The following is a 22,375-nucleotide window of genomic DNA, read 5'->3' as shown; positions in this document are numbered from 1 at the left end:
TCCTTACTGCTGCAGCGCGCTCACCAGCGCCGGGATGAGCTGCTTCTTTCTGGACACGACTCCCTTCAGGAGGACAGGGTCCATATCCTCCGGCAGCTCAAAGGCCTCCAGCACAGTCTCCCGCGCCCCTGCCCCGGAGCAGAGAAGCTCTGTGGACTCGTGAAGGATATGGGTGAGCATGAAGTAGACCATGTTCAGCTTGTGCTCCTCCCGGGCCTGATCCAGATAGGGGAGCAGCTTCTCCCTGATATCCTCCAGCTCATCGCTGCTCATGGAGTTGATCTGCCCCACGCCGAACACTGTGTCGCCCACTGTGAACTGCTTGAAGTCCTGGAAGCAGATTTCCTTTGCGCTCTTGCCCTTCAGGTTACTGCCTGCGTTGAACATCTCCGCGGCCAGATCCTCCAGGACGACCCCCGCCGTTTCGGCCAGCTTATTTGCGGTCCTTCTGTCCATCTCCGTACAGGTGGGGGAGCGGAAAAGGAGGGTGTCCGAGATGATGGCCGCGCAGAGAAGCCCTGCCGTCGTCGGCGGGATCTCCACGCCGTACTCCTCGTACATCTGGGTGACGATGGTGGCCGTGCAGCCCACAGGCTGGTTGCGGAAGAACACCGGCCCCATGGTCTCAATGCTCCCGATCCTGTGATGGTCGATGATCTCCAGGATGTCCGCCTCCTCGATGCCGTCCACAGCCTGGGACTTCTCGTTGTGATCCACAAGGATGACCTGCTTCTTCCTGGCGTCCAGGAAGCGCCGCCTGGAGATGAAGCCCTTGAAGTTGCCGTGCCGGTCCAGAATGGGGAAATCGCGGAATTTTTTCTTCGTCATCTCCTCCTTGATGTTGTCCACATAGTCGTCCATGTGGAACACGGTCAGGGGACCCTTGCTCATGAAATACTTCACCGGGATGCTCTGGTTAATGAGCCTTGCCGCGGTAAAGGTGTCGTGGGGCGTCTTGATGACCACGATGCTCTGCTCCTCCGCCTTCTGGATCAGCTCCTCGGAGATCTCCGCCCCGTGGCAAACTACCAGACAGCTGGCGTTGATGTCCACAGCGCAGGCCTGGGACTCGTACCTGTTTCCCAGGATCACCAGGTCGTCCTTCTCTATGAACTCGGCCATTCTGTCCGTGGTGGAAGCCCCCACAGCCACTTTTCCCTTCACAAAACAGCCGTGCTCATTTCCTGTGACGATCTCCCCGTCCAGGGTGCGCACAATATTGCGGTACTGGGTCCTGGCCTTTGCCAGGATGGTGTTGTCGTACACGTCCATGTAGGATTTCGCGATGTCCCCGGTGGAGATCAGCCCCACCAGCTCCCCGTCCTTCAGCACCGGAAGGGTCTTGACAGACTGGGTTTTCATCAGCTCCCACGCCTCCTTGATGGACACGCCCGGGGCCACCCCGGTGATCTTGTGGATGTCCAGGTCCTTCACCTGGAGCTTCACATCCTGGAGAAGCCTCGGAGCGTCCACCTTGAACCTGCGCAGCACGTACTGTGTCTCCTCATTGATCTGGCCAGCCCGCTTTGCCACAAACTCCTTCCCCGTGACTTCCTTCTTCAGCCCGGCATATGCAATGGCAGAGCAGATGGAATCCGTGTCCGGATTTTTGTGCCCTACAACATAAACTTTTCTCATATCTTCAACTCCCTGCTTGTATCTTTTCCAAATTTTTGATCTGTAAAATAAGCTTGCCATTTTTTCCACTTCCAGTCAACTAAAAATTCCCGGATACTTTGCTTTTTTCTTTGAACAAAGTCCCCTTTTCGTGATATACTGTTACTAGTATGTGGAAACACATAAATACGGTTATGAGAAAGGACTAACAAAATGAGCGAAGAATTATTACAAGAGGAAAACAAACCGGAAGAGACAATGGCTGACTACGAGGAGCATCTTGACGATGCCAATCCGTGGAACGTGGTACAGCGCTACATGGAGAACAAGACTACCCTTCCGGTAAAGGTGGAGGGGATCGTGAACGGAGGCGCCATCGCCATGGTGGAAGGCCTGCGCGGATTTATCCCCGCATCCAGGTTATCCTTATCCTATATCGAGGATCTGGAGACATATCTTTTAAAGGACATCGAGGTCCGGGTCATCGAAGTCAACCAGGCTGAGAACCGCCTTATCCTGTCCGCAAGAGAGATCCTCCGGGAGAAGGAGAAAAAGGCCATGGAGGAGAAGATCGCTAACGTGAAGGTGGGCAGCGTTGTGAAGGGCAAGGTGGAGAGCCTGCAGACCTACGGCGCTTTCGTCCGTCTGGAGGACGGACTCTCCGGACTTGTACACGTGTCCCAGATCAGCAGAAAGCGGGTGAAATCCCCCAAGGACGTTCTCTCTGTGGGCGATGAGGTGACTGTAAAGATCATCGGCCTCAAGGACGGCAAGATCAGCCTCAGCATGAAGGCTCTGGAGGGGAAGGACGAGGAGGAAGACATCAAGGTGGAGATCCCCAAGTCCGAGAACATCGGCACAAGCCTGGGCGACCTGTTCAAGAACATCAAGCTGTAAATCTTCCTGGCAGGCGGTAACGCCGTTACCGCAGCCGTACAAATATCAAAAGAAGCAGGTATTGGCCAATCATCAATTCAAATGATTGGCCAATATCTGCCATTCTCTTCCACTATTCTTTATCATATCTTTCATCACTCCCCTCCCCCTTTCAAACCAATCTCAGCATATGCGCTGGTTATCTCTTTCGCAATTTTTCTCGATTATTCTAAAAGCTCCGAATTTTTATTAGATAAAGGAGAAAATATTATATGAACACAGATGTTATTGGTAAAAAAGATGGTTTTGTAATACGTTTAGCTAAAGCAGATGACGCAGTCAATTATTATGAACAGAATTATTGTCCATTAGATAAGGAAGTGGCACGATTAACCGGCTGCAAAGAAGAAGTTTCAAAAGAAGAAGTAGTATCCTTCTTTTTGAAATCACTTGAGGAAGATGATAGGTATTTCTTTTTGATTATAGCACCTGATGGAGAAATTATAGGTGAAAGTGTACTCAATGAAATTGACTGGGATTTGAAATGTGCTAATTTCCGAATTGGTATTTACCGTCAAACAGAAAGAGGAAAAGGTATTGGCACATGGGCAACGGAAATTACTCGTGATTTTGCTTTTGAGAAACTAAAATTACATCGTTTAGAATTAGACGTGTATTCATTCAATCCTAGAGCCGAAAAAGTATATTTAAAAGCAGGTTTTAAGCGAGAAGGTGTTTTAAGAGACGCTATTATGGATGGAGATACGTATGCAGATGATATATTGATGTCGATTTTAGAAGATGAATGGAGAACATTAAAAATGCAACGATAAATTGTACTTTATAAGTATATTTGGTGGAATGAAATTTTCGTAAACGGACGGAGTGATCCAGACACGGCGGTGGGAAAATCTCTTAGATTTTTCCGCCGTTTTAAGTGTCTGGTTCACTTCGGCAATTGAGCGAGCCTGTCTGTCCTCCAAAAGCTGACCCAGGCGATCACCGATGAGCTGGCACAACGAAAGGCTTAAATATCGGATCTGTGTTCCAGCGCAAGCCGGTACATCCGGGAGACATGGCTTGAGTAGGCTGTCAGAAAATAGGACAGCTCCTGCTGCCCGGCATCCGCCCGGCTGTAGCTGACCCTTCTCACCTCCGGCAGCGTCTTTTCGCCCCGCAGGCCCAGCAGCCTCTGGATCTGCGCCAGCACATACTGGGCGTGGGAAATATAGTTTTCCATCTCTTCATCCTCCCCCTCGCTCAAGTGTCCGGAATTGACAAAGAGCAGAATCTGCTCCATCTCCGCCACCATCTCCCAGGATATCTTAAGAAGCTCCCGGTAGGTCTCCCAGGGCTGTCCCCGCCTCTTGTCCAGATACTCCATCATCTGTCCGTGAACCAGATGGTACTCCACCTGGGCATCGCAGATAGTCCCGTAATCCGTGGGCCGCTCCAGAGCCCTCTCCAGCATCCTAAGGTACATGTGGTGCATATGGAAGACCACGGTGAGATTGTATCGGAACTGCTGCCCCATGCTGGTGGGGAAGAAAAACCGGTTGATCACAAGGACAAGGGCGACAGCCCCCATCACATAGATCATCCGAAGCTCCACAGCTGTCTCCTCCCCCATGGCCAGGGTCACCATGGAGAGGGCAAAGCAGGTCACACAGACCGCGTGCACGCAGGTTCCCGGCGTGGCGGTGTACATGCAGATGACCATGAGTGCCGCCAGGACAAAATGCCCTGCCATTCCGGGCATGACAGGAAAGAGCAGGCTCATGATGACGCAGCCTCCCGCAGTTCCCAGAAACCGGGTCAGCATGCGATAGCGGCTGTCCTCGTACATGGGCCGCAGGAGCAGAAAGGCGTTGAGGGGCAGCCAGTAGGCGTGGTCGGCGCCGCTTATGTGCACAAAGAGAAAGCTGAGGGTCAAAACCGCGCTCATCCGCAGGGCAAACCGCATCTCAAAGCCGTCCGGCCGCATCTGGTACAGCAGCTTCCCCAAAGGCCGCTGGTGCCTTGGCATGGGCCAGGAAGCCCCTGCCTCCTCCCTCTCTCCCTCGTCAAATTTCCGGAGGATGATGAGGAAGGGCTGGAGAAAATTCTGAACCGAGATCTGGATCTCGTCCCCCCCTGCCCCTGCTTCCAGAAGCAATGCCTCTCCCGCCTCCTCCAACGCCGTTCTCGCCGTCTTTTCCCAGAAGGCTGTGGATGCTGCCCTCTCCAGATAGACGGCTGTCTTTTCCACCAGTTCGGCGGCTCCCTTTTGCTCCAGCATGGCCGGGGCGTATCTGCTGCCCACAAAGTAGGAGGCCCGCTGGAACAGGAGGGCGAACATGTAGGAGATCTTCCCCTCCCGGGTGGCCACCTCCCTTCCGCCCCGCTTGGCGTAGGTCTCCTGGTACTGGAGCTGCTGCAGCTCATAGAGATCCCCAAGGCTCTCCGGGGATTTCTCCTCTCCCCGGAGCTGCCGGCGCAGGCAATCTGCCAGGACAGACAGACCCTCCTGCTCTCTTCTGTAGCTCTTTTCCTGGGGATACCGGCACTGGTACAGCTTCACCAACAGGAAAAAGCAGGCCAGGGAATACAGCATGGCCTCTGTCTGCACAAAAAATCCCGCCAGGTCCACGGGCAGGAGCTGCAGAAAGGTAAAGGTCATGAGCCCGGAAAAATAGCCCATCCGGTTGAACCGGGTGGCCTTCAGGAACACAAGGGCAAAGGGCACGATCAGGTTGAGCCCTGCAGACAGCGGAAAGGACCAGGTGGCGATCCAGGCCAGCAGACTGAGTCCCAGCTGGCTTGCCGCCGCCCGGGCGAGACTCACCCAGGACCTTCTCTTCCGGTAATTGGTCTGGAAGAGCACTGTCACGAGGGACACCACCATGATGTACTGTGTCCCGAACAAAAGCAAAACCGTGCAGAACAAAAACAGGTAAAAGCAGATCACAGGGAGGGCGTTAAGGAAGCTTTTCCAGACAAGCCTGGCCTGGCCTTCCAGACGCTCTCTTAGCATTTCTTCCTCTCCAGAAGGCAGAGGGGAACACCGATCTTAAAGAGAAGAGACAAAAAAAGCATCAGCGCTGTGCAGGCCTCCGCGGCCGCCCGGCCGCCCCTGGTCTTCTCAATCTTCGCCCTCAGACGCCCGACCTGGTCCCCCAGCGTCTCCTCCCTCTTCCCCGCCGTCTCCAGAACGACCTTGAGAAGGGCAAAGAGCTGGACTGCCAGGAATATCCCTGCCAGCGCATCCTTCACTTTGCTTCCCGTTCCTTTTATGACTGCCCATCCGCCGGCTGCCACAGACATAAAGGTAGCAATGTGGTGCAGGCATACGACAGCTTTCATTTCTCTTTCTGTTCCCATGATCTGATTTCCTCCTGTGATCATATATATGCGCCTGTTTTCTATTTTATGACAGAATGTCCCATTTTTTCAGAAGCTCTTCCAAAATCTGGGCCGCGTCCTCCACGCAGGCCATGCAGCAGGGAAGGGGCTGGGGACCGTCCTGGGTCTTTAGGTCCCGGCAGTACAGCGACCCTCTCCTCTCCTTAAAGATCTCTGCCGCCTCCTGGAATTTAGCATATGTATCCAGCTTTGTCCGGGTGGGATCCTCCATGTCCCCGGCGCTGTTCGCCAGACTGATGATGAGGAACATCCCCATGACCGCTCCGCAGGTGTCCTTCAGCCCGCCGATGCCGGACCCGAACCCCTCTGTCATGCGGAACATATCCTCCTGGCTCACCCCGTATCTCTCACAGACCGTGCAGGCCACAGACTGACAGCAGTTGTAGATCTTATTAAAATTCTCCGCCGCTTTCTCCCTAAGCTTCAGTTCCTCCATCGCGTTTCACTCCTTCGCTCTCTGTTTTATCCGCAGCCGTCTCCTGGGGGTGCAGGAAACGGGCCGCGTCCTTCACGAACATCAGGCGGTTCCCGTACTTCTCCACATAGGCAAAGGCCGCCCGTGCCCCCGCCTCGTTCCCGCAGTCCTGCTCCAGAACCGCCTGCTGCCAGGCTCTTCCCACCTTTGACCAGAGCTGCTGGCTTACCGGGTCGGACAGGTGGAGCCACTCCTGGTAGAAGCGCCAGGCGGACTCATAGTCTTTGTTCGCCCGGGCCCGCTTCAGATTGTTCATGGCGCAGAGGAGCCGCATGTTCTTTGTGTCCTGCTTGCCGCTGATTCTTCTCTGGAACTCGTTTTCCAGCTCCCTTACCTTGTCCCCTATGCCAAAGCGGAAGCAGAGGCCGCTTTTTAGGGCATAGTAATTCAGCCGGTTGGTCTTCTTGAAGGAAGAGGGATCCGTGTGCATGATGGTGTCCATGGCCTGCTGGAAATTCCCCTGGTAGTACTGGGCAATGGCCAGGTTCAGCCGCTTCAGGTTCTCATTTCCCATAAAGCCCATGTGGTAGACGCAGGCCTCAAAGAGGAAGGGGTCGCACTCCTTCTGGAGCGCCCCGTAGATCCAGGTGGTCCCGGTCTTCGCTACAAGAGCCAGGATAAAGAGCACCGCAAAGTGTGTGATGATCATGCAGATTTGCAGCATATCCCATTTATATCCACTCACCCAGAGCCGGACGGGGAAATTGCTGCTCAAAATCATCCAGAGAAGATGGATAGCTACCAGAGCGTAGGCAGCCCATCCCAGCCACTGCCTTAAGCGGCAGCGCCGCACTCTCCTGTCAACCTCCCGCTGATCCACCGCTGTCATTTCTTCCACTGTCATTGTACCCCATCTCCTTTCGCCTCTTTTTCCAGGTCACGGATCCACACATCCACGCAGGCGTCGCTGGGCATCCGCCAGTCCCCTCTGGGCGAGAGGGCCACCGTACCCACCTTGGGGCCGTCGGGAAGACAGGACCGCTTGAACTGCTGGCTGAAAAATCTCCAGCAGAAGGTGCGCAGCCATTTGTAGATGGTCTCCTCATCGTACTCGCCCGCGAAAGCCTCCTTGGCGATGCGGTAGATCTTAGAGGGCTCGTACCCGAAGCGGAGGAAATAGTACAGATAGAAATCATGAAGCTCGTAGGGCCCCACCAGATCCTCCGTCTTCTGGGCGATCTGTCCGTCCTTGGGAGGAAGGAGCTCCGGGCTCACCGGCGTGTCCAGCACGTCGTAGAGCACAGCCTTAAGCTCCTGATCCTTCTCCGTGTCCGCGCAGTAGCGCACCAGATGCCGCACCAGCGTCTTTGGCACGGAGGCATTGACTCCGTACATGGACATGTGGTCCCCGTTGTAGGTAGCCCAGCCAAGAGCCAGCTCAGACATATCCCCTGTGCCCACCACAAGGCCCCCTGTCTGGTTGGAGATGTCCATGAGCACCTGGGTCCGCTCTCTGGCCTGGGAGTTCTCGTAGGTGACGCTGTGATCCTCCATGTCGTGGCCGATATCCCTGAAATGGCTGGCAACCGAGTCGGCGATCCGCACCTCCCGGAGCTTGGCCCCCAGCTTCAGCGCCATCTGGCAGGCGTTGTTGTAGGTCCTGTCTGTGGTGCCGAAGCAGGGCATAGTGACAGCGATGATCTGTCCCCGGTCCATGCCCAGCCTGTCAAAGGCCCGGGCTGTCACAAGGAGGGCCAGGGTGGAGTCCAGGCCTCCGGAGATGCCCACCACCGCACTCTTCGCGTGGGTGTGGGCCAGGCGCTTCTTCAGCCCCATAGCCTGGATAGTGAGAATCTCCTCGCATCTTCTGTCCCTCTCCTCCTTTGCGTCCGGCACAAAGGGGCGGGAGGGGAACCTTCTGGAAAGCCGCGTCCGGGTCATCTCCACATGGAAGGGAACTCTCAGAAGATGGCGGTCCCGGGCTGTCTTGAAGGTGGTGTTCTTCCTCCGCTCGCTGATCAGCCGCTTTACGTCGATCTGGGCGTAGATGACGCCGTTTCTGAACCGCTCTCCCTCCGCCAGGGTGGTACCGTTCTCGGAGATGATGTTGTGGCCGCCAAAGACAAGATCTGTGGTGGACTCTCCCTCCCCGGCGTTGGCGTAAATGTAGGCCGCCATGAGCCGGGCCGACTGTCCCTCGATGAGACTCTTCCTGTAGGCCGCCTTGCCGATAGTCTCGTCGCTGGCGGAGCAGTTGACAATGACCGTGGCCCCCTCTCTGGCCGCGTCAATGCTGGGCGGCACCGGAGACCAGACGTCCTCACAGATCTCCGCCGACACGATCAGGTCCGGCATGGCATCCGCCTCAAAGAGGATCCGGGGGCCAAAGAGGATCTTCTCCCCCTCAAACGGGATGTACCGCACGTCCTCCGGCCCCTCCCGGAACTGGCGCATCTCGTAGAATTCTCCGTAGTTGGGCAGAAAGGTCTTGGTGGTAAATCCCAGGATCCTCCCCCTGTTCAGGGCCGCCGCCACATTGTAGAGCTCCCCCTCCACTGCCAGAGGCATGCCCACAAAGATGAGGGCGTCCTTCTCCCTCGTGGCCGCTGCCACCTCTTTGATGGCTCTTCTCACCTCCCCGAGGAGCACGTCCTGGGTAAAGAGATCCCCGCAGGTGTAGCCGGTGAGGACCAGCTCGGGAAACACCACGATCTTGGCTCCCTCCGCTGTCGTCTCATCTATGAGACGGCAGATCTGCTCTTTGTTGTACGCCACATCCGCCACACGGATGTCCGAGGTGGCTGCCGCCACCTTTACAAAACCATGTCTCAAGGTCCACACTCCTCTCTATTTTCTGCTTCTTTTCAGTATGCTCTTCAGCTCGTCCACTGAGTAATTGTAGGCTGTATTGCAGAAGTGACACTTCACTTCAATATCCTTCCCCTCATCGATCATCTCCTGGATATCCTTTGCCCCGATGCTGGCCACGGCCCGCTCCACTCTCTCCTTGGAACAGTTACAGTAGAACCGGGCGGGCATGGTGTTTGTGACCTCCAGATCCAGCCCCTCTGTCAGATCCGAAAGAAGCTGCTGGGGCGTGTAGCCCTCCTCCAGAAGCTTTGTCACAGAGGTGATCTTTCCCACATTTTCCTCCAGGCGACTGATCACCTTCTCCTCGGCAAAGGGCATGAGCTGCACGATAAAGCCCCCCGCGCATTTTACCGTGTTGTCCTTCTCCATGAGCACGCCCAGCCCCACAGAGGAGGGCACCTGCTCTGAATTGGCGAAATAGTAGGTCAGATCCTCTGCGATCTCGCTTGTCACAAGGATGGTCTGGCCCGAGTAGGGCTCCTTAAGGCCCATGTCCTTGATGACGGTGAGGAGGCCGATGCCCACGGCTCCCCCCACATCCAGCTTCCCGTTCTTCGGGGGCAGGATCACGTCCGGATTCTGCACGTAGCCCTTCACATTCCCCTGACTGTCCGCTGTCACTGTGATGCCTCCCAGGGGGCCATCGCCGTTAATCTGGAGAGTCAGCACGTCGGTGTCATTTTTCATCATGCTGCCCATCATAACGCCCGCTGTCAGCAGGCGCCCCAGGGCCGCTGTGGCCACCGGACTTGTGTTGTGGCGTCTCCTGGCCTCCTCCACCAGGTCCCTTGTGGTGGCCGCGAAGGCTCTGATCTGCCCTCCCGCGGCGGTTGCCCTTACGATGTAATCTGTGTTCTGTGTCATCTATTCTTGATCCTTTCTCTTGTTCTCTTTTTTGACTCATGTACCATTTTAATATTTTTTCCCATACTTGACAAGGGAGCGCGGATCATTTTCCGCACTCCCTCGCCATGATGGTTATTCTCTCGCTGCCAGGCCCCGCATCCCTGTCCGTGTAGCCCTCCCGGGCTGACAGAAAGGTCAGGCCGCTCCTTTTAAGGAGCTCCTTCATCTCCTCCAGAGTGTAGGCCCTCTGGAAATGCTGCTCCTTATATTTCCGGTAGAGATCCCCCTCCTCCCGGATAAACAGAGTCAGCTCGTAGGAGTTGATCCGCCCCTCCTCATCGTAATAGTTGTCCCAGATGAAGCTGCAATCCTCCCTGTCCTCGGCGATGGTCTGCTCGCCCAGCACCTCCCTGTACTTGTACTCTGTGTTGAAGTCAAAGAGAAAGATGCCTCCCGGATCCAGGTAATTGTTCACAAGCCGGAACACCTCCAGAAGCTCCTCCGGGTCTGTGATATAGTTGACACAGTCGCAGGCGCTGACCACTGCCCGGACGGTGCCGTAGAGCTCAAACTCCCGCATATCCTGCAGAAGGTAGAGGATGTCGTGGCCGCTTGTTTCCTTCTTCTCAAAGGCCTGCTCCAGCATCTCCGGGGAGCTGTCCACCCCGATCATGTCGTAACCGGCGTCCGCCAGCTCTTCGGTCATGCTGCCCGTCCCGCATCCCAGATCCAGGACAAGGCCCTCCTCTATCCCCTGCTGCCTCAGCTTTTCCTCTATGTAGCCGGCCCACTCCCGGTAGGGCACATTATCCATGAAAGTGTCATAGACCTCCGAAAAGCTGCCGTATGCCTCAGCCATCTATTTCATCCTCTCCACACGCTGCTGGATCGTCCTGTTGAAATTCTCGATCTTTCTCGCGTAGGGCTCTGACATGTATCTGGAATTAAGCATGAAATCCGCGGTAGCCAGGTTGTTGGCGATGGGGATGTCATAGACCACAGCGATGCGCAAAAGCGCCTTCACATCCGGGTCGTGGGGCTGTGCCTCCAGCGGATCCCACAGGAAAATCATGAAATCGATCTGTCCCTCCACGATCTTGGCCCCGATCTGCTGGTCTCCTCCCAGGGGACCGCTGCAGAACCCTTTCACCGGCAGCCCCGTCTTCTCGGCGATGAGCTTGGCCGTGGTCCCTGTCCCGCAGAGAAAATGGCCCTTCAGTATCTCTTTATTCCTGTCGCACCAGTCCACCAGCTCCTTCTTCTTGCCGTCGTGAGCGACCAGAGCGATATGCTTTGTCTTTCCGATCTCAAGCGTGACAAATTCTTCATCCAACATTGTGTGACCCTCCTTGCATGTTGTCCTTATTTTCCTAATCCCACTGCTCCATGCACTCAAATCTCGGAACGGTGAGAGCAGCAATCAGCACTGTAATTATCATACTATAAATCGGCACGATTAAAAAGAGCAAATTTGCATTTATCAGGTAGGCCGCCGGGATGCTGGCCAGGGCTCCGATGCCCAGGATGCCTCCCTGGACTCCCAGCAGGAAGAACTGCTTTCCCGTAGTCCCCAGGGTATCGCCCAGAAGGCTGTCCCCCAGCACCTTGATGTAGAGCCGGTTGGCCTGGAGCACCACATAGGACAGGATGATGGCCGCGATCTTCCAGATAGAAATGCCCCAGGCCAGTCCCACGGGAACGCAGAAGATGACCGCGTCCACCAGGGCCTTCAGGTGCTCCGTGCAGGTGGCGTACCAGAGCTTCTTTGCCGCCGGCTCGGGGATCAGGTAAATGTAGGGCAGCTCCAGCTCCTTCCCCCATTTTCCCATGTACCCGGTGCCCACAAAGACCATGTAGATGGCAATCCCCATGAGCAGAAGATCCGGTGGCAGCTCCTCGTCGGGCCTGCCCACAAAGAAGATGCAGGCCACTGCCCCTATGAGGGCTGCCAGGGTAAAGCCTGTAAAAATGAAGAACCGCTCCTTTTTGTACTCCAGGAGCTGCCGGCTGAAGATCGCCTTGGCCCCCGTGCCCCAGCCCGCGAGGGACGCCTTTTTCAGCTTCTTCTTTCCAAAGCCTACACTGTTCTCCCCCTTCTGGTTCCTCCTTTTCAGCTCCGCGTAGTCATCCGCGAATTTAGCCGCGTCCTCGTAGTAGGCTCCTGTACACCGGATCCTCCGGGCCACCAGGAGCATCCCCGCGCAGGCCAGAAGAAAGAGGACAGTCCCGATCACATTCCACCGGTCCGGCCCCGTCACGAGAAGGCTTACCGCCGACACCTCCCAGCCCGCCACCGGAAGGAGTCTGAGGGCCGGGGACTCAAAGAGGGCAAGGACTGACTCCTTATTCAGCCCTCCTCTCACAAGATACCAGGCCACCACCGCGGCCACCGCTCCCACAAGGACATAGATCAGAAGCCGCAGAAGGCGGATCAGCCCCTGAAACCTCTCCTCCCCGGAGTAGAGAAAGACCATCAGGCTGGTCTCAAATGCCGTCTCAAACACAAAGCAGAAGACAAAGAGCAGAATAGCCCTGACCGGCTCCACGTGGAAGATCGTCACTGCCGCCACGGAGAACAAAAAATCTGCCACAAGGGATACCGTGTAGTTCAAAATCGCCCCGTGGAGCAGCACCAGCTTGGAGCTGATGGGCGCGGTGAAGATAAAATGGGCGTGGCTGGGCCTGAAGATCACGCCCTTCAACTTTGCGTAGGACAGAAAATTGCTGCAGAATATAAAGTAGAGCCACACTGTCATGACGTAGACGATTCCCTGCTTGTAGGCAATGCCACCGGCCGCCGCCAGGGAGGCAAAGGCTGCCAGGATCCCCACCACATAGAAGATGCCCAGCGCGATATAGAGGTAGGTCACCGGCTTGCGCACCGCCTTCCTCGCCCGGTTGATAAAGCTTCTCTTTGTCAGATACAAAAGCGCCCTCATCTCTTCTCACCGCCTGTCACTTCAAAGAACAGGTCATCCAGATCCCTGTCCCCCACATCCTCCTTCCGGAAGGAGGCCTTGATGCGTCCCTTCTCCATCACGAACATGACGTCCCAGAGCTCCTCCACCATCTCCAGCATGTGGGTGCTGATGAGGACTGTCACCCCCTGACTCTTCAGCTCCAGTATGACCTCCTTGAGCTCCCGGATGGCCTGGGGATCCAGGCCCACCATGGGCTCGTCAAAGAGGATGACCTGAGGCTTGACCGCCAGGGCGCAGAGGATGCTGACCTTCTGCATCATCCCTTTGGACAGCTCGCCGCCCAGCTTGTCCGCCTTGTCTGTCATCTCAAATCTCTGAAGAAGGCTCTCCACCTCCTGGTCAGTGATGGAGCTCCTGTATGCCATCCGGATGTACTCGATATGCTCCCGCACGGACAGTGCTTCGAACATGGAGGGGATCTCGGGCACGTAGCCAAAGATCCTCTTGGCCGCCAGCTCCCTGGAGGGGATGCCCTGTATCCGTATCAGCCCCTCGTACCTGAGAAGCCCCGCTATACTCTTGATGATGGTGGATTTTCCCGCGCCGTTGGGGCCAAGAAGGATGCCTATCCTCCCGTCCGGCACAAAAAAGCTGACCTGATCCACCGCCAGGTTTTTCCCATACATTTTCCTTAGTCCCTGTACCTCTAACATGGTCTCTTCCCCCTGTGCATTCCGCGATGTTTTTTGTATTAATATTATAATACAATTATACGCATGAAAACCATCTCTGTCAACAGCAAAAATGGAACGCGGCAGGCCCAGTCACTCTTTCTCTCCCGCCGGTATAGGAAGGGGAGGATCTGCTCTGCCTCCACCGCCCCTTCCCATAGGGCTCGTACTCCCCCTTCGTCCGTGTCAGCAGCCCGTACGGGAAAAGGACTCCGCGCCTGCGAAGTCCTTAAGGCAGTCCGGGAAAACACGCCTCCTCTACAGAATGATGCAGACCATCCCCCCATTGATGTCGTTCACCACCTTCTGCATGGTGTCCTGCAGCTTCGCCTGGCTGTCATCTCCGATCATGGAGATCCGGCTCTGCATGCCGTCCATCACCAGCTCCTCGATGGTCTTCCCGAAAATATTCGTCTCCCAGATACCTCCCTCTGTGTCCTTCCTGTCCCTGATATACCGGATCAGGTCCTCCGCCTGCTGCTCGCTGCCCACAATGGGCGCGATCTCTGTCTCTATGTTCGCCCTGATGAGGTGAATGGAGGGGGCGTGGGACCGGATCTTCACACCGTACTTGTTGCCCTGGCGTATGATCTCCGGCTCATCCAGGGTGATCTCATCCCGGCCCGGCTTTACCACCCCGTAGCCTTTCATCCTGACACTGTCAAAGGCTCCCTTGACGCACTCGTACTCATTTTTCATGGCGGACAGCTTCTTCAGCTCGCAGATGAGGCCGTACTGCCCCTGGATCTGTGCCCCGGTCATCTCGCTGAGCATCTCGTAGTAGAACTCTTCCCCGATGTCTATGCGTATTTTCACGCAGCCTGTGTCCATCTCGATCTTTTCCAGACGCATCTCCTCTATGTAGGGGCTCTCCGGCGTGTCTATTCCCGAGACAGCGTCCCGTATCTGACCGATTCTCTCCAACAGCTCCCGGGCGCAGGCTGTCAGGTCCTGCCTGATCCTGTGGTCCGGCGGCAGCATCTCTGCCCACCTGGGGATAAAGAACTGAAGCTCCGACACAGGAAACTCAAAGAGCACAGCCTCCATGATCCGGTGAATATCCTCCTCCTTCAGCTGCTCGCAGTTCACCGGCAGAGCCTGCACCTGGTAGGTATCCCGGATGTGCTGCGTGGTCCTTTTGGCCTCCTCCCCCGCCGGGCGGCGGCTGTTCACCAGCACCACAAAGGGCTTCCCGATCCCCTGGAGCTCCCGGATGGTCTTCCCCTCCGCCTCCTCGTAGCTGCTCCTTGGGATCTCCCCGATACTGCCGTCGGTGGTCACCACAATGCCGATGGTGGAGTGCTCGTGGATGACCTTCTCCGTTCCCACGGCAGCCGCCTTTGTAAAGGGTATCTCATAGTCAAACCAGGGAGTTTTCACCTTCCGCTCCTGCCCCTCCTCCTCGTGTCCCGACGCCCCCTCCACCATGTAGCCCACACAGTCGATGAGGCGGATCTTCACCGACACATCCTCCGTCAGATCGATCTTTGCCGCCTCCTTGGGGACAAATTTGGGCTCTGTAGTCATGATGGTCCTGCCGGAGGCAGACTGGGGGAGCTCATCTACCGTCCTGGCCTTTACGTTCTCATCCTCCAGGTGGGGAAGGACGAGCACATCCATAAACCGCTTGATAAAGGTGGACTTTCCGGTTCGAACCGGCCCCACCACTCCTATGTATATTTCCCCGTTTGTCCTGACCTGTATGTCCTTGTATAACTCATAATGATCCATAGTTCGCGCCCCTTCCACATGTGCTGTTAGAATATATGCCGGCGCTGTCCCTTTTAGAATTTTCATTTGATAGATTTCATCTATGATTTCCATGCATATTAAGTATTTGATTGACAATGCCTGTTTTGTTAAAATAAAGACATACAAAGTTTTTATCATAAAGGAGAGATGAATTATGGAAAGACACCAGATCACCGGGCACACAGAGCTGATCGGACTTATGGCCTACCCAATCCGCCATTCTCAGTCACCTGCTACCCACAATGCCGCCTACGAAAAGCTGGGCGTGGATATTGTCAACCTTGCATTCGAGGTGGACGCAGACGACCTGGAGGACGCCATCAAAGGCCTCCGAGCCCTGAAAATGCGTGGTTCCAATATCTCCATGCCGAACAAGACCATCGTCCACAAATATCTGGACGAGGTGTCTCCCGCCGCCAAGCTCTGCGGGGCCGTCAACACCATCGTGAACAAGGACGGATACCTGATCGGCCACAACACGGACGGCATCGGCTATGTGCAGTCCCTGAAGGACAACGGCATTGACCCTACAGGCAAGAAGGTCACTATCGTGGGCTCCGGCGGAGCCGCCACAGCTGTGCAGATCCAGTCCGCCCTGGACGGCGTGGCCGAGATGTCCATCTTCGCAAGGGATGATAAATTTAAAGACAACGCCATCGAGACCGTGAGAAAGATCAATGAGAACACAGACTGCAAGGCTGTCTTCTATCCCCTGGAGGATCTGGACCGCTTAAAAGCGGAGATGGCTGACAGCTATCTGTTCACAAACGCCACCGGCGTGGGCATGAAGCCGCTGGAGGGCATCACCTACATTCCGGACGCCTCCTTCTTCCGCCCGGACCTGATCGTGACAGATGTAGTGTACTCTCCCCACGAGACAGCCATGCTGAAAATGGCCAGAAAGGCCGGCTGCAAGACAATGAACGGCCAGGGCATGATGCTCTTCCAGGCCATCGCGGCCATCGAGCTGATGCTGGGCCAGAGAGTGGACAGCGAGTACATGAAGGAGAAGCTTGGCATCTCCTATGCCTACACAGACGATGACGAGGACTAGGGAGGAAAAGGTTCATGAATACAGTAAAGGTAAGAAATCTGGAGCTGGGAAGCGGCATCCCGGCTGTGTGCATCCCAAATGTGGGAAAGACGAAGGAGGAAATCCTCTCCCTCACAGAGCAGTACAAGTCCATGTCCATGGACCTGATGGAGTGGCGCGTGGACTGGTTTGAGGCTGTAGAGGACACCCAGGCTGTGCTGGACGTGCTGTCCGGCGTCAGGGAAAAGCTGGGGGACACTCCTCTTCTTTTCACCTTCCGCACAAAGAAAGAGGGCGGCGTCCATGAGATGGACACTGCCGCCTACGTATCCCTCAACAAGGCCGTGGCCGCCACAGGCCTGGCGGATCTGATCGACGTGGAGATTTTCACGGGAGATGAGATCGTCTCTGATCTCATCAGCGCCATCCACGCATCCGGCACAAAGGTGGTGGCATCCAACCACGACTTTGACAAGACTCCGGCCAAATCCGACATCGTCTACCGGCTGCGCAAGATGCAGGATATGGGAGCGGACATCCCCAAGATCGCCGTTATGCCAAAAAGCAAAAAGGACGTGCTCACTCTGCTTGCCGCCACAGAGGAGATGGCCTCCGACTATGCGGACAGGCCCATCATCACCATGTCCATGTCCGGCCTTGGCAGCATCAGCCGTCTCTCCTGCGAGGTCTTCGGCTCCTGCCTCACCTTCGGCTCAGGCTCCATGGCATCCGCTCCGGGGCAGATCGGCGCCGAGGAGCTGCGCCAGGTCCTGACATCCGTCCACAATGCCCTTGGCGTGTAAAATAAGCACAGGCTTACAAGGGCCGCGAGACAGCTGCGGACATCCCGCAGGGCATCTGTATAAATAAAATTTTAAAGGGCAGGCGCCGGACTTACTCTTTTGTCCGGCGCCTGCCCTGGCTTTTGTGTTTGCCATGTCTGAACATGCTGAAATCTAATGTCTCTCCTCACTCCACTTCAGGAAGCTGCCTGTCTGAGCATCGATCTCAAATTCATACTCTTTCTGGTTGTAGATGATGTCTCCCTCGTAAATGTAGTAGCCGTCGTCAAAGTCCAGCTCCATGCGGAGATCCGCCTCAGTGGCGCCCGGCACTCTCTCCAGGGCCGCGGCTTTTGCGTCCGCCTCACTGACAGCCACATTGGCTGCCCCCGCTGCATTTCCTGCATTCCCGGTATTCCCCGCGTTTTCGCCGGCCGGCGCATCACCTGTCCCGGCGGCTGCACTGTCCTGGCCAGGGGCTGCTGCGCTCTGGCCGGCTGTGCCCTTCGTCTCCACATCCGCGCTGAGGATCTCGCCGTTGGCGCCGTTGATGTCATAGCTGTACTCCTTCTCGTCCACGCTGAACTGCACATCATACTGGAGGATGCCGTCATCCCTGTCCTTTTCCACCTTCAGCCTGGATGTGTCGGACTCGCTAACCCCCGCGTCCTCAAAGGCGATCCTCTTGGCCTCGTCCTGGCCGATATCCCGGCCGGAGGCTCCACATCCTGTCACAATACCTGCCGCCAGTGCCGCGGCCAGAAGTGCTGTTGCCAATCTCTTATATCTTCTCATCTTTTCTTTCCCTTTCCCGGCCCTGCCCGGGCCGGTCCCTTTCCTGATTATTTGATTGCTGTGTTCCTTTGTTGTACTTACTATAACCAGAAAAGATTAAAGAAAGATTAAAACAAGATAGAATTTGTAATTTTTTTTAAACTGTAGCGCATTGGATACCCTATCCTGCCCGCTATCCGCTTTAAGAGCAGGCTGCCCGGCACTCACCATACCGGGCAGCCACTGGATTACATTCACTGGTGCCCGTGTCCGCCCTCCTCTTCATTTTCTCCGTGATGGCGGTATCTGTTGCCTTCGCTCTCTCCTGCGTGCTCTCCTTCGTCTTCTTCTGTGTCGGTACCTGCATCCTCCTCTGTCCCGGACTGGCCGCTGCCCTCTGTCTGGCCATTCTCACAGTCCTCTTCAGACTGAACCGCCTCGGGATCCACGCCGTAGGACTCCAGCAGCTCCTGGATCCGGCGCATGGACATCCCCCTGACCTCCTCCAGGGTCACAGACGGATCCACATCCCTCAGCGCCAGGTAGGCCCTGTATTTTCCCACAGACATGCCCTCCTGGTGGGCCGCCTCCATCTCATCCATGCCGCTTAAGTGGCACTGCATGTTTTGGTGGCCCCTGGCGCAGGTCTCCACGTGATCCAGTATCTGGCTGCTCTGCTCATCGCTGTCTCCCGCCACCGTGAAGGAGAGAAGGCCGTCCTGGGCGAGATAGTCCTGCAGCCCTGTGCTGTCCAGAAGCTCCTGGATCCCCTCCTGGTAGGGCAGGAAGCGGATGTCCAGCTCATCCAGCAGCTCCTTTGCCTCCTCGCTGTAGCCCTCCACGGACACGATCCTGTCAAACCGGTTGATGCCAAGCTCCAGGGATGGATTGATATCAATGCTGATGTAGGCCGTGGGGGTGAAAAAGACATAGCTGCCCCCCGATGCGAGAGCCACGAGAACAAGGCAGGCTGCCGCCGCCACCGCTGCCCTGACAGGAATTCCCCCGATCCTCTTTTTGCTGTACACTCTTTTTTGCAGATAGTCCCTTGTGTGCTCCTTCAGCTCTTCATCGGCCCGGACCTGGTCAAAGGCCGCTCTCCATTTTTCACTCAATGTCCATCACCCCTTCCAGCTTCTCTTTTAACAGGTGTCTGGCCCTCGTAAGGAGTGTGTAAACAGTGTTGACCTTTTTTCCCAGAAGGCGGCCGATCTCTTCTGCTTTGTACCCCTCATAGTAATAGAGATACACCACATCTTTATATTTCTCCGGCAGGGACAGAACCGCCTCCAGCAGCTCGCTGTAGTCCTCCTTCTGACCCTTGACCCTCTCGGGCAGCTGGTCCAGGGGCACGGTCCTTGTCCGGAAAAAGCTCTTCAAAAGATCCCTGCAGGCGTTCACTGTCACCCTGATGATCCACGCCTTCTCGTGCTCCGGGCTCTCAAAGACCTGGGAGCTGAGGACGTATTTCAGAAAGACAGTCTGAAAGATGTCCTCTGTGTCCGCCCTGTTTTTCAAATGTACCATGCAGATCCTCTTCACAGTATCCGCATAGAGCTCTATGGCCCTGTTTGCCTCTTCCTCACTGCGCATGCCCCTTCATACCCTCACTTTGCCTTTCAGCGCCAGATACACTCCGCCTGGTGATGCCCTCCTGCACGTTCACCCTGGTGTCCGCCCCAGTGTTCGCCCCGGTGTCCGCTCAGATGTCTGCCCTGCCCGCTGCCGCCGACTGTATTCCCTTCTGTCATGGCCTGATAGTGGTCGCAGATGCCGTCCCCATCGCTGTCCGTGTAATGCCCGCCATACTGCTCGCAGTACTCGCAGACCCGTGTGCTCTGCCCGGCCAAGCCAGCGCTTCCCTGGCAGTTTCCGCCGCTTCCATATCCGGATCCGGCTGCGCCATACCCGGGTCCCGCCGCAAAGACCGCTGTTCCCCCGATCATGGCTGCCGCCGCCACTGCTCCGATCACTGCTGTAATTTTCTTCATATCTGATCCCTCCGTCTTTTTAAATGAAATTGTTTTTTACTGTTTCACTATGAATACGATCCAGCGCTTCTGTTTCATTCAAAAGTCCGAAGGATTTTTCTTTTTTATTTACAGGGGAAATCTGCAGGTGAAGACGCTGCCCTTCCCCTTTTCACTCTCCACAGCCACCTCCCCGCCGTGCTCCAGGGCGATCCATTTTACAATGGAAAGGCCAAGCCCGGAGTGGCCGGCATCGCTGCGGGAGGCGTCCGCCCGGTAAAACCGGTCCCAGATGCGGGGGAGATCCTTCTCCTCAATGCCCTGGCCGTTGTCTGCCACGGCAAGGACCGCCATTTTCCCCTCCCGGCGCAGGGACACCTTTGTAGTGCCTCCCTCCCGCCCGTAGGAGATGGAATTGGAGATCAGGTTCACGAGAAGCCGGATAAAAAAGCTCTCGTCTGCCTCCATCACGATCCCCGGCTCAATGTCCGTCTCTATGGAAATATGCCACTCCTGCGCCAGAAGCTGCTGCTCCTCCGCTGTCATCTGGGTCAACTCGCTGATGTCCAGTGACTCCTTTTGCAGTGCCTGACGCCCCTGGTCTGCCCGGGACAGAAGAAGGAGCTGGGAGATCATGGAGGACATGTCCCTGGCCTTTCTGCGGATCGCCTCCAGCTGTTCCCTCTGCTCCTCAGAGAGGGAGGGATCTGCGAGCAGCTCCTCGCTCTGGAGCAGGATCACCGCAGCCGGCGTGCGAAGCTCGTGGGACACGTCCGAGGTGAACTGCCTCTCTCTGGCAAAGGCCTCCTGCAGCTCCGCCAGCAGCTGGTCAAAGGTGTCCGCCAGATGGTAGATCTCATCCTTTCCGTCCGGCAGATCCACCCGCCTGGACAGATCCTCCTCCTCCCGTATTTCCTTTACCGTATCCGTGATCCTCCTGACAGGCAAGAGAGCTCTCCTGACAAAAAAGTAGGACAAAAGGATCATCACCACTGCCAGACCAGGCAGGAGAATGAGGGCAAACCGCAGCGTCACGGTAAAGCTGTTCTCCGCCCTGGTGACCGAGGTAATCCCCCGGATGTAGACGGAGCCGTACCCCTGGATGCGCTGCTCCATGTCAAACACATAGAAGGTTTCCTGCCCCTCCCGGACTGTCCGCAGGATGTCATGCTCAAAATCCGGCTGGCCGCCAAAGCCGGCGGGGATCCGGCCGTACAGAAAATCTCCGTCCACACTGTACACGGACAGATAGACCCCGTTCTCCATAGTGTAGAAGTCCGAGTCCACCTCCAGCTTTCCGTCTTCCTCCTCCAGCTCCTCCACGCTGCCCTGCACCTGCTCTTTTAGATCTGACTGCACAGAGGAGAGAACCTCCTGGGTGCTGAGGGAAAAGAGGATAGCCAGAGCCGCCACAATGAGGAGGAGCATAAATCCCCCGTACAGGCAGGTCAGCTTCAGTTTGATAGACCATCTCTTCATCATTCCGCCCTCAGTACATAGCCGGCTCCCCGGACTGTGTGTATCAGCTTCCTCTCGTGCCCCTCGTCGATCTTCCTCCGCAGATACCGGATATACACGTCGATGACATTGGAGCCTCCCGAGTAATCATAGTTCCATATGTGCTGCTCCAGCTTGTCCCGGGAGAGCACGATCCCATGGTTCTGCATCATGTACCGCAGGAGCGTGTACTCTTTTCCCGAGAGGGTGATCTCCTTCCCTGCCCGGGTCACCCTGTGGGTGTCCGTGCACAGGGTCAGATCCCCCACGGTCAGGCAGTTTCCCTCACCGGACTGCTCCGGCCTTCGCAGCATGACCCGTATCCTGGCCAGCAGCTCCTCCACCGCAAAGGGCTTCACCAGGTAGTCGTTGGCCCCCGCGTCCAGTCCTGCCACCCGGTCCTCAATGCTGTCCCTGGCAGTCAGAAGGAGCACCGGCAGAGCCTTGTCCCTTTCCCGGATCCTCCAGAGCACCGTGAGCCCGTCCATGACCGGCATCATGATGTCCAGCACCACCGCGTCGTACTCCGCCCCCGCCAGATAGTCCAGAGCCTCCTGCCCGTCAAAGCAGGAGTCCACGCTGTAGTGCTCCGCCCTCAGCCGGGCGGTCAGTATCCTGTTCAGACTCTTCTCATCCTCTGCTATTAAAATGCGCATGCGTTTCCCTCCATCCGCTCTTGTGTTTTTTCTTTTATTTTTTATTTCCCTCCTGCTCTCTCTTCTTTTAACCTTACATGACAAAGGAGGATCCGTCAAGCAGACGGATCCTCAGACTGTAGACAAAGGTGGTGCTGGAGCCCTAGCTCCAGCACCACTCTTTTTGCCAAAATGCCAACTCCCATATTTTCTTATAAAGGATAAAAAAGCATCCTGATTTTTTGTCCTGCCT

General features: G+C 56.1%; 22 protein-coding genes. 4 read left to right on the top strand and 18 right to left on the bottom strand.

The features are described 5' to 3' along the window. Window positions 1-3 precede the first annotated feature (3 nt). Entirely contained in the window at window positions 4-1,638 is a 1,635-nt protein-coding gene (locus FGQ86_RS13305; RefSeq protein ID WP_033124577.1) for a putative manganese-dependent inorganic diphosphatase, read from the bottom strand. Between the two features lie 192 nt (window positions 1,639-1,830). Between FGQ86_RS13305 and FGQ86_RS13300 the strand changes: the two genes are divergently transcribed. Both FGQ86_RS13300 and FGQ86_RS13295 read left to right on the top strand, forming a co-directional pair. Then, on the top strand, window positions 1,831-2,514 hold the full coding sequence (locus FGQ86_RS13300; RefSeq protein WP_138304591.1) for a S1 RNA-binding domain-containing protein: 684 nt from the start codon (window positions 1,831-1,833) through the stop codon (window positions 2,512-2,514). 251 nt (window positions 2,515-2,765) lie between these two features. Then, window positions 2,766-3,326: a GNAT family protein gene (locus FGQ86_RS13295; protein ID WP_138304589.1), complete on the top strand. Its 561-nt coding sequence runs from the start codon at window positions 2,766-2,768 to the stop codon at window positions 3,324-3,326. Between the two features lie 194 nt (window positions 3,327-3,520). Here FGQ86_RS13295 and FGQ86_RS13290 read toward each other — a convergent pair whose 3' ends face one another. The 11 genes from FGQ86_RS13290 to spoIVA form a co-directional block, all read right to left on the bottom strand. Continuing rightward, on the bottom strand, window positions 3,521-5,506 hold the full coding sequence (locus FGQ86_RS13290) for an FUSC family protein (protein WP_138304587.1): 1,986 nt from the start codon (window positions 5,504-5,506) through the stop codon (window positions 3,521-3,523). Next, window positions 5,500-5,853 (bottom strand): hypothetical protein, encoded by a 354-nt coding sequence (locus FGQ86_RS13285; protein ID WP_138304584.1) that lies wholly within the window; start codon window positions 5,851-5,853, stop codon window positions 5,500-5,502. The genes FGQ86_RS13290 and FGQ86_RS13285 overlap by 7 nt, the downstream gene beginning before the upstream one ends. A gap of 46 nt (window positions 5,854-5,899) precedes the next feature. Then, the gene (locus FGQ86_RS13280) at window positions 5,900-6,331 is read right to left on the bottom strand and encodes a C-GCAxxG-C-C family protein (protein ID WP_138304582.1); all 432 of its coding nucleotides are present in this window, start codon (window positions 6,329-6,331) and stop codon (window positions 5,900-5,902) included. After that, window positions 6,312-7,214, bottom strand: coding sequence for a hypothetical protein (locus tag FGQ86_RS13275; protein ID WP_138304580.1), 903 nt, complete (start codon window positions 7,212-7,214; stop codon window positions 6,312-6,314). The genes FGQ86_RS13280 and FGQ86_RS13275 overlap by 20 nt, the downstream gene beginning before the upstream one ends. Beyond that, the gene (locus FGQ86_RS13270; protein ID WP_138304578.1) at window positions 7,211-9,142 is read right to left on the bottom strand and encodes an NAD(+) synthase; all 1,932 of its coding nucleotides are present in this window, start codon (window positions 9,140-9,142) and stop codon (window positions 7,211-7,213) included. The genes FGQ86_RS13275 and FGQ86_RS13270 overlap by 4 nt, the downstream gene beginning before the upstream one ends. Window positions 9,143-9,157: 15 nt before the next feature. Next, window positions 9,158-10,045: an Hsp33 family molecular chaperone HslO gene (gene hslO / locus FGQ86_RS13265; protein WP_138304576.1), complete on the bottom strand. Its 888-nt coding sequence runs from the start codon at window positions 10,043-10,045 to the stop codon at window positions 9,158-9,160. An 85-nt stretch (window positions 10,046-10,130) separates the two neighbouring features. Beyond that, the gene (locus FGQ86_RS13260; RefSeq protein WP_138304574.1) at window positions 10,131-10,886 is read right to left on the bottom strand and encodes a class I SAM-dependent methyltransferase; all 756 of its coding nucleotides are present in this window, start codon (window positions 10,884-10,886) and stop codon (window positions 10,131-10,133) included. Further along, a complete protein-coding gene (locus tag FGQ86_RS13255; RefSeq protein ID WP_033124568.1) occupies window positions 10,887-11,363 on the bottom strand; it encodes a methylglyoxal synthase in 477 nt (158 codons plus the stop codon). It abuts the gene before it with no gap. 34 nt (window positions 11,364-11,397) lie between these two features. Beyond that, window positions 11,398-12,966 (bottom strand): putative ABC exporter domain-containing protein, encoded by a 1,569-nt coding sequence (locus FGQ86_RS13250; RefSeq protein ID WP_138304572.1) that lies wholly within the window; start codon window positions 12,964-12,966, stop codon window positions 11,398-11,400. Further along, the gene (locus FGQ86_RS13245; RefSeq protein WP_033124566.1) at window positions 12,963-13,661 is read right to left on the bottom strand and encodes an ABC transporter ATP-binding protein; all 699 of its coding nucleotides are present in this window, start codon (window positions 13,659-13,661) and stop codon (window positions 12,963-12,965) included. Before FGQ86_RS13245 ends, FGQ86_RS13250 begins: the two co-directional genes overlap by 4 nt. Window positions 13,662-13,937: 276 nt before the next feature. After that, window positions 13,938-15,410 carry a stage IV sporulation protein A gene (spoIVA, locus tag FGQ86_RS13240; protein WP_138304570.1) on the bottom strand — a complete coding sequence of 491 codons (1,473 nt, stop codon included), beginning with the start codon at window positions 15,408-15,410 and terminating at the stop codon, window positions 13,938-13,940. A gap of 175 nt (window positions 15,411-15,585) precedes the next feature. On the opposite strand from spoIVA, the gene FGQ86_RS13235 reads away from it, so the two are divergent. Continuing rightward, entirely contained in the window at window positions 15,586-16,485 is a 900-nt protein-coding gene (locus tag FGQ86_RS13235) for a shikimate dehydrogenase (RefSeq protein WP_138304568.1), read from the top strand. Window positions 16,486-16,499: 14 nt separating this feature from the next. Then, window positions 16,500-17,267, top strand: coding sequence for a type I 3-dehydroquinate dehydratase (gene aroD, locus FGQ86_RS13230; protein WP_033124563.1), 768 nt, complete (start codon window positions 16,500-16,502; stop codon window positions 17,265-17,267). Window positions 17,268-17,420: 153 nt separating this feature from the next. Here aroD and FGQ86_RS13225 read toward each other — a convergent pair whose 3' ends face one another. The 6 genes from FGQ86_RS13225 to FGQ86_RS13200 all read right to left on the bottom strand — a co-directional run bounded on the left by FGQ86_RS13225 (window position 17,421) and on the right by FGQ86_RS13200 (window position 22,143). Further along, window positions 17,421-18,023, bottom strand: coding sequence for a PepSY domain-containing protein (locus FGQ86_RS13225; RefSeq protein ID WP_052083815.1), 603 nt, complete (start codon window positions 18,021-18,023; stop codon window positions 17,421-17,423). Between the two features lie 251 nt (window positions 18,024-18,274). After that, a complete protein-coding gene (locus tag FGQ86_RS13220) occupies window positions 18,275-19,135 on the bottom strand; it encodes a hypothetical protein (RefSeq protein WP_138304567.1) in 861 nt (286 codons plus the stop codon). Beyond that, window positions 19,128-19,613 carry a sigma-70 family RNA polymerase sigma factor gene (locus FGQ86_RS13215; protein ID WP_138304564.1) on the bottom strand — a complete coding sequence of 162 codons (486 nt, stop codon included), beginning with the start codon at window positions 19,611-19,613 and terminating at the stop codon, window positions 19,128-19,130. The genes FGQ86_RS13220 and FGQ86_RS13215 overlap by 8 nt, the downstream gene beginning before the upstream one ends. A 26-nt stretch (window positions 19,614-19,639) precedes the next feature. Continuing rightward, complete coding sequence (locus FGQ86_RS13210) at window positions 19,640-20,011, bottom strand: hypothetical protein (protein WP_138304561.1); 372 nt, start codon at window positions 20,009-20,011, stop codon at window positions 19,640-19,642. A gap of 108 nt (window positions 20,012-20,119) precedes the next feature. Further along, entirely contained in the window at window positions 20,120-21,472 is a 1,353-nt protein-coding gene (locus tag FGQ86_RS13205) for an ATP-binding protein (protein WP_347562523.1), read from the bottom strand. Then, a complete protein-coding gene (locus tag FGQ86_RS13200; protein ID WP_138304557.1) occupies window positions 21,469-22,143 on the bottom strand; it encodes a response regulator transcription factor in 675 nt (224 codons plus the stop codon). Before FGQ86_RS13200 ends, FGQ86_RS13205 begins: the two co-directional genes overlap by 4 nt. Window positions 22,144-22,375: the final 232 nt, after the last annotated feature.

The organism is Clostridium sp. BSD2780061688st1 H5 (assembly GCF_005845155.1).
Taxonomy (GTDB): domain Bacteria; phylum Bacillota; class Clostridia; order Lachnospirales; family Lachnospiraceae; genus Claveliimonas; species Claveliimonas intestinigallinarum.
Note: the sequence above shows the minus strand (reverse complement) of the source record. Positions and strands in the feature narration are given on the sequence as shown.

What these genes read in the sequence shown, in the direction of transcription:
- FGQ86_RS13210 (WP_138304561.1), bottom strand. Translation starts at nt 20,011, where the DNA reads ATGAAGAAAATTACAGCAGTGATCGGAGCAGTGGCGGCGGCAGCCATG.
- FGQ86_RS13200 (WP_138304557.1), bottom strand. Translation starts at nt 22,143, where the DNA reads ATGCGCATTTTAATAGCAGAGGATGAGAAGAGTCTGAACAGGATACTG.
- FGQ86_RS13285 (WP_138304584.1), bottom strand. Translation starts at nt 5,853, where the DNA reads ATGGGAACAGAAAGAGAAATGAAAGCTGTCGTATGCCTGCACCACATT.
- FGQ86_RS13305 (WP_033124577.1), bottom strand. Translation starts at nt 1,638, where the DNA reads ATGAGAAAAGTTTATGTTGTAGGGCACAAAAATCCGGACACGGATTCC.
- FGQ86_RS13300 (WP_138304591.1), top strand. Translation starts at nt 1,831, where the DNA reads ATGAGCGAAGAATTATTACAAGAGGAAAACAAACCGGAAGAGACAATG.
- aroD (WP_033124563.1), top strand. Translation starts at nt 16,500, where the DNA reads ATGAATACAGTAAAGGTAAGAAATCTGGAGCTGGGAAGCGGCATCCCG.
- FGQ86_RS13245 (WP_033124566.1), bottom strand. Translation starts at nt 13,661, where the DNA reads ATGTTAGAGGTACAGGGACTAAGGAAAATGTATGGGAAAAACCTGGCG.
- FGQ86_RS13275 (WP_138304580.1), bottom strand. Translation starts at nt 7,214, where the DNA reads ATGACAGTGGAAGAAATGACAGCGGTGGATCAGCGGGAGGTTGACAGG.
- hslO (WP_138304576.1), bottom strand. Translation starts at nt 10,045, where the DNA reads ATGACACAGAACACAGATTACATCGTAAGGGCAACCGCCGCGGGAGGG.
- FGQ86_RS13215 (WP_138304564.1), bottom strand. Translation starts at nt 19,613, where the DNA reads ATGCGCAGTGAGGAAGAGGCAAACAGGGCCATAGAGCTCTATGCGGAT.
- FGQ86_RS13280 (WP_138304582.1), bottom strand. Translation starts at nt 6,331, where the DNA reads ATGGAGGAACTGAAGCTTAGGGAGAAAGCGGCGGAGAATTTTAATAAG.
- FGQ86_RS13205 (WP_347562523.1), bottom strand. Translation starts at nt 21,472, where the DNA reads ATGATGAAGAGATGGTCTATCAAACTGAAGCTGACCTGCCTGTACGGG.
- FGQ86_RS13235 (WP_138304568.1), top strand. Translation starts at nt 15,586, where the DNA reads ATGGAAAGACACCAGATCACCGGGCACACAGAGCTGATCGGACTTATG.
- FGQ86_RS13250 (WP_138304572.1), bottom strand. Translation starts at nt 12,966, where the DNA reads ATGAGGGCGCTTTTGTATCTGACAAAGAGAAGCTTTATCAACCGGGCG.
- FGQ86_RS13290 (WP_138304587.1), bottom strand. Translation starts at nt 5,506, where the DNA reads ATGCTAAGAGAGCGTCTGGAAGGCCAGGCCAGGCTTGTCTGGAAAAGC.
- FGQ86_RS13260 (WP_138304574.1), bottom strand. Translation starts at nt 10,886, where the DNA reads ATGGCTGAGGCATACGGCAGCTTTTCGGAGGTCTATGACACTTTCATG.
- FGQ86_RS13255 (WP_033124568.1), bottom strand. Translation starts at nt 11,363, where the DNA reads ATGTTGGATGAAGAATTTGTCACGCTTGAGATCGGAAAGACAAAGCAT.
- spoIVA (WP_138304570.1), bottom strand. Translation starts at nt 15,410, where the DNA reads ATGGATCATTATGAGTTATACAAGGACATACAGGTCAGGACAAACGGG.
- FGQ86_RS13295 (WP_138304589.1), top strand. Translation starts at nt 2,766, where the DNA reads ATGAACACAGATGTTATTGGTAAAAAAGATGGTTTTGTAATACGTTTA.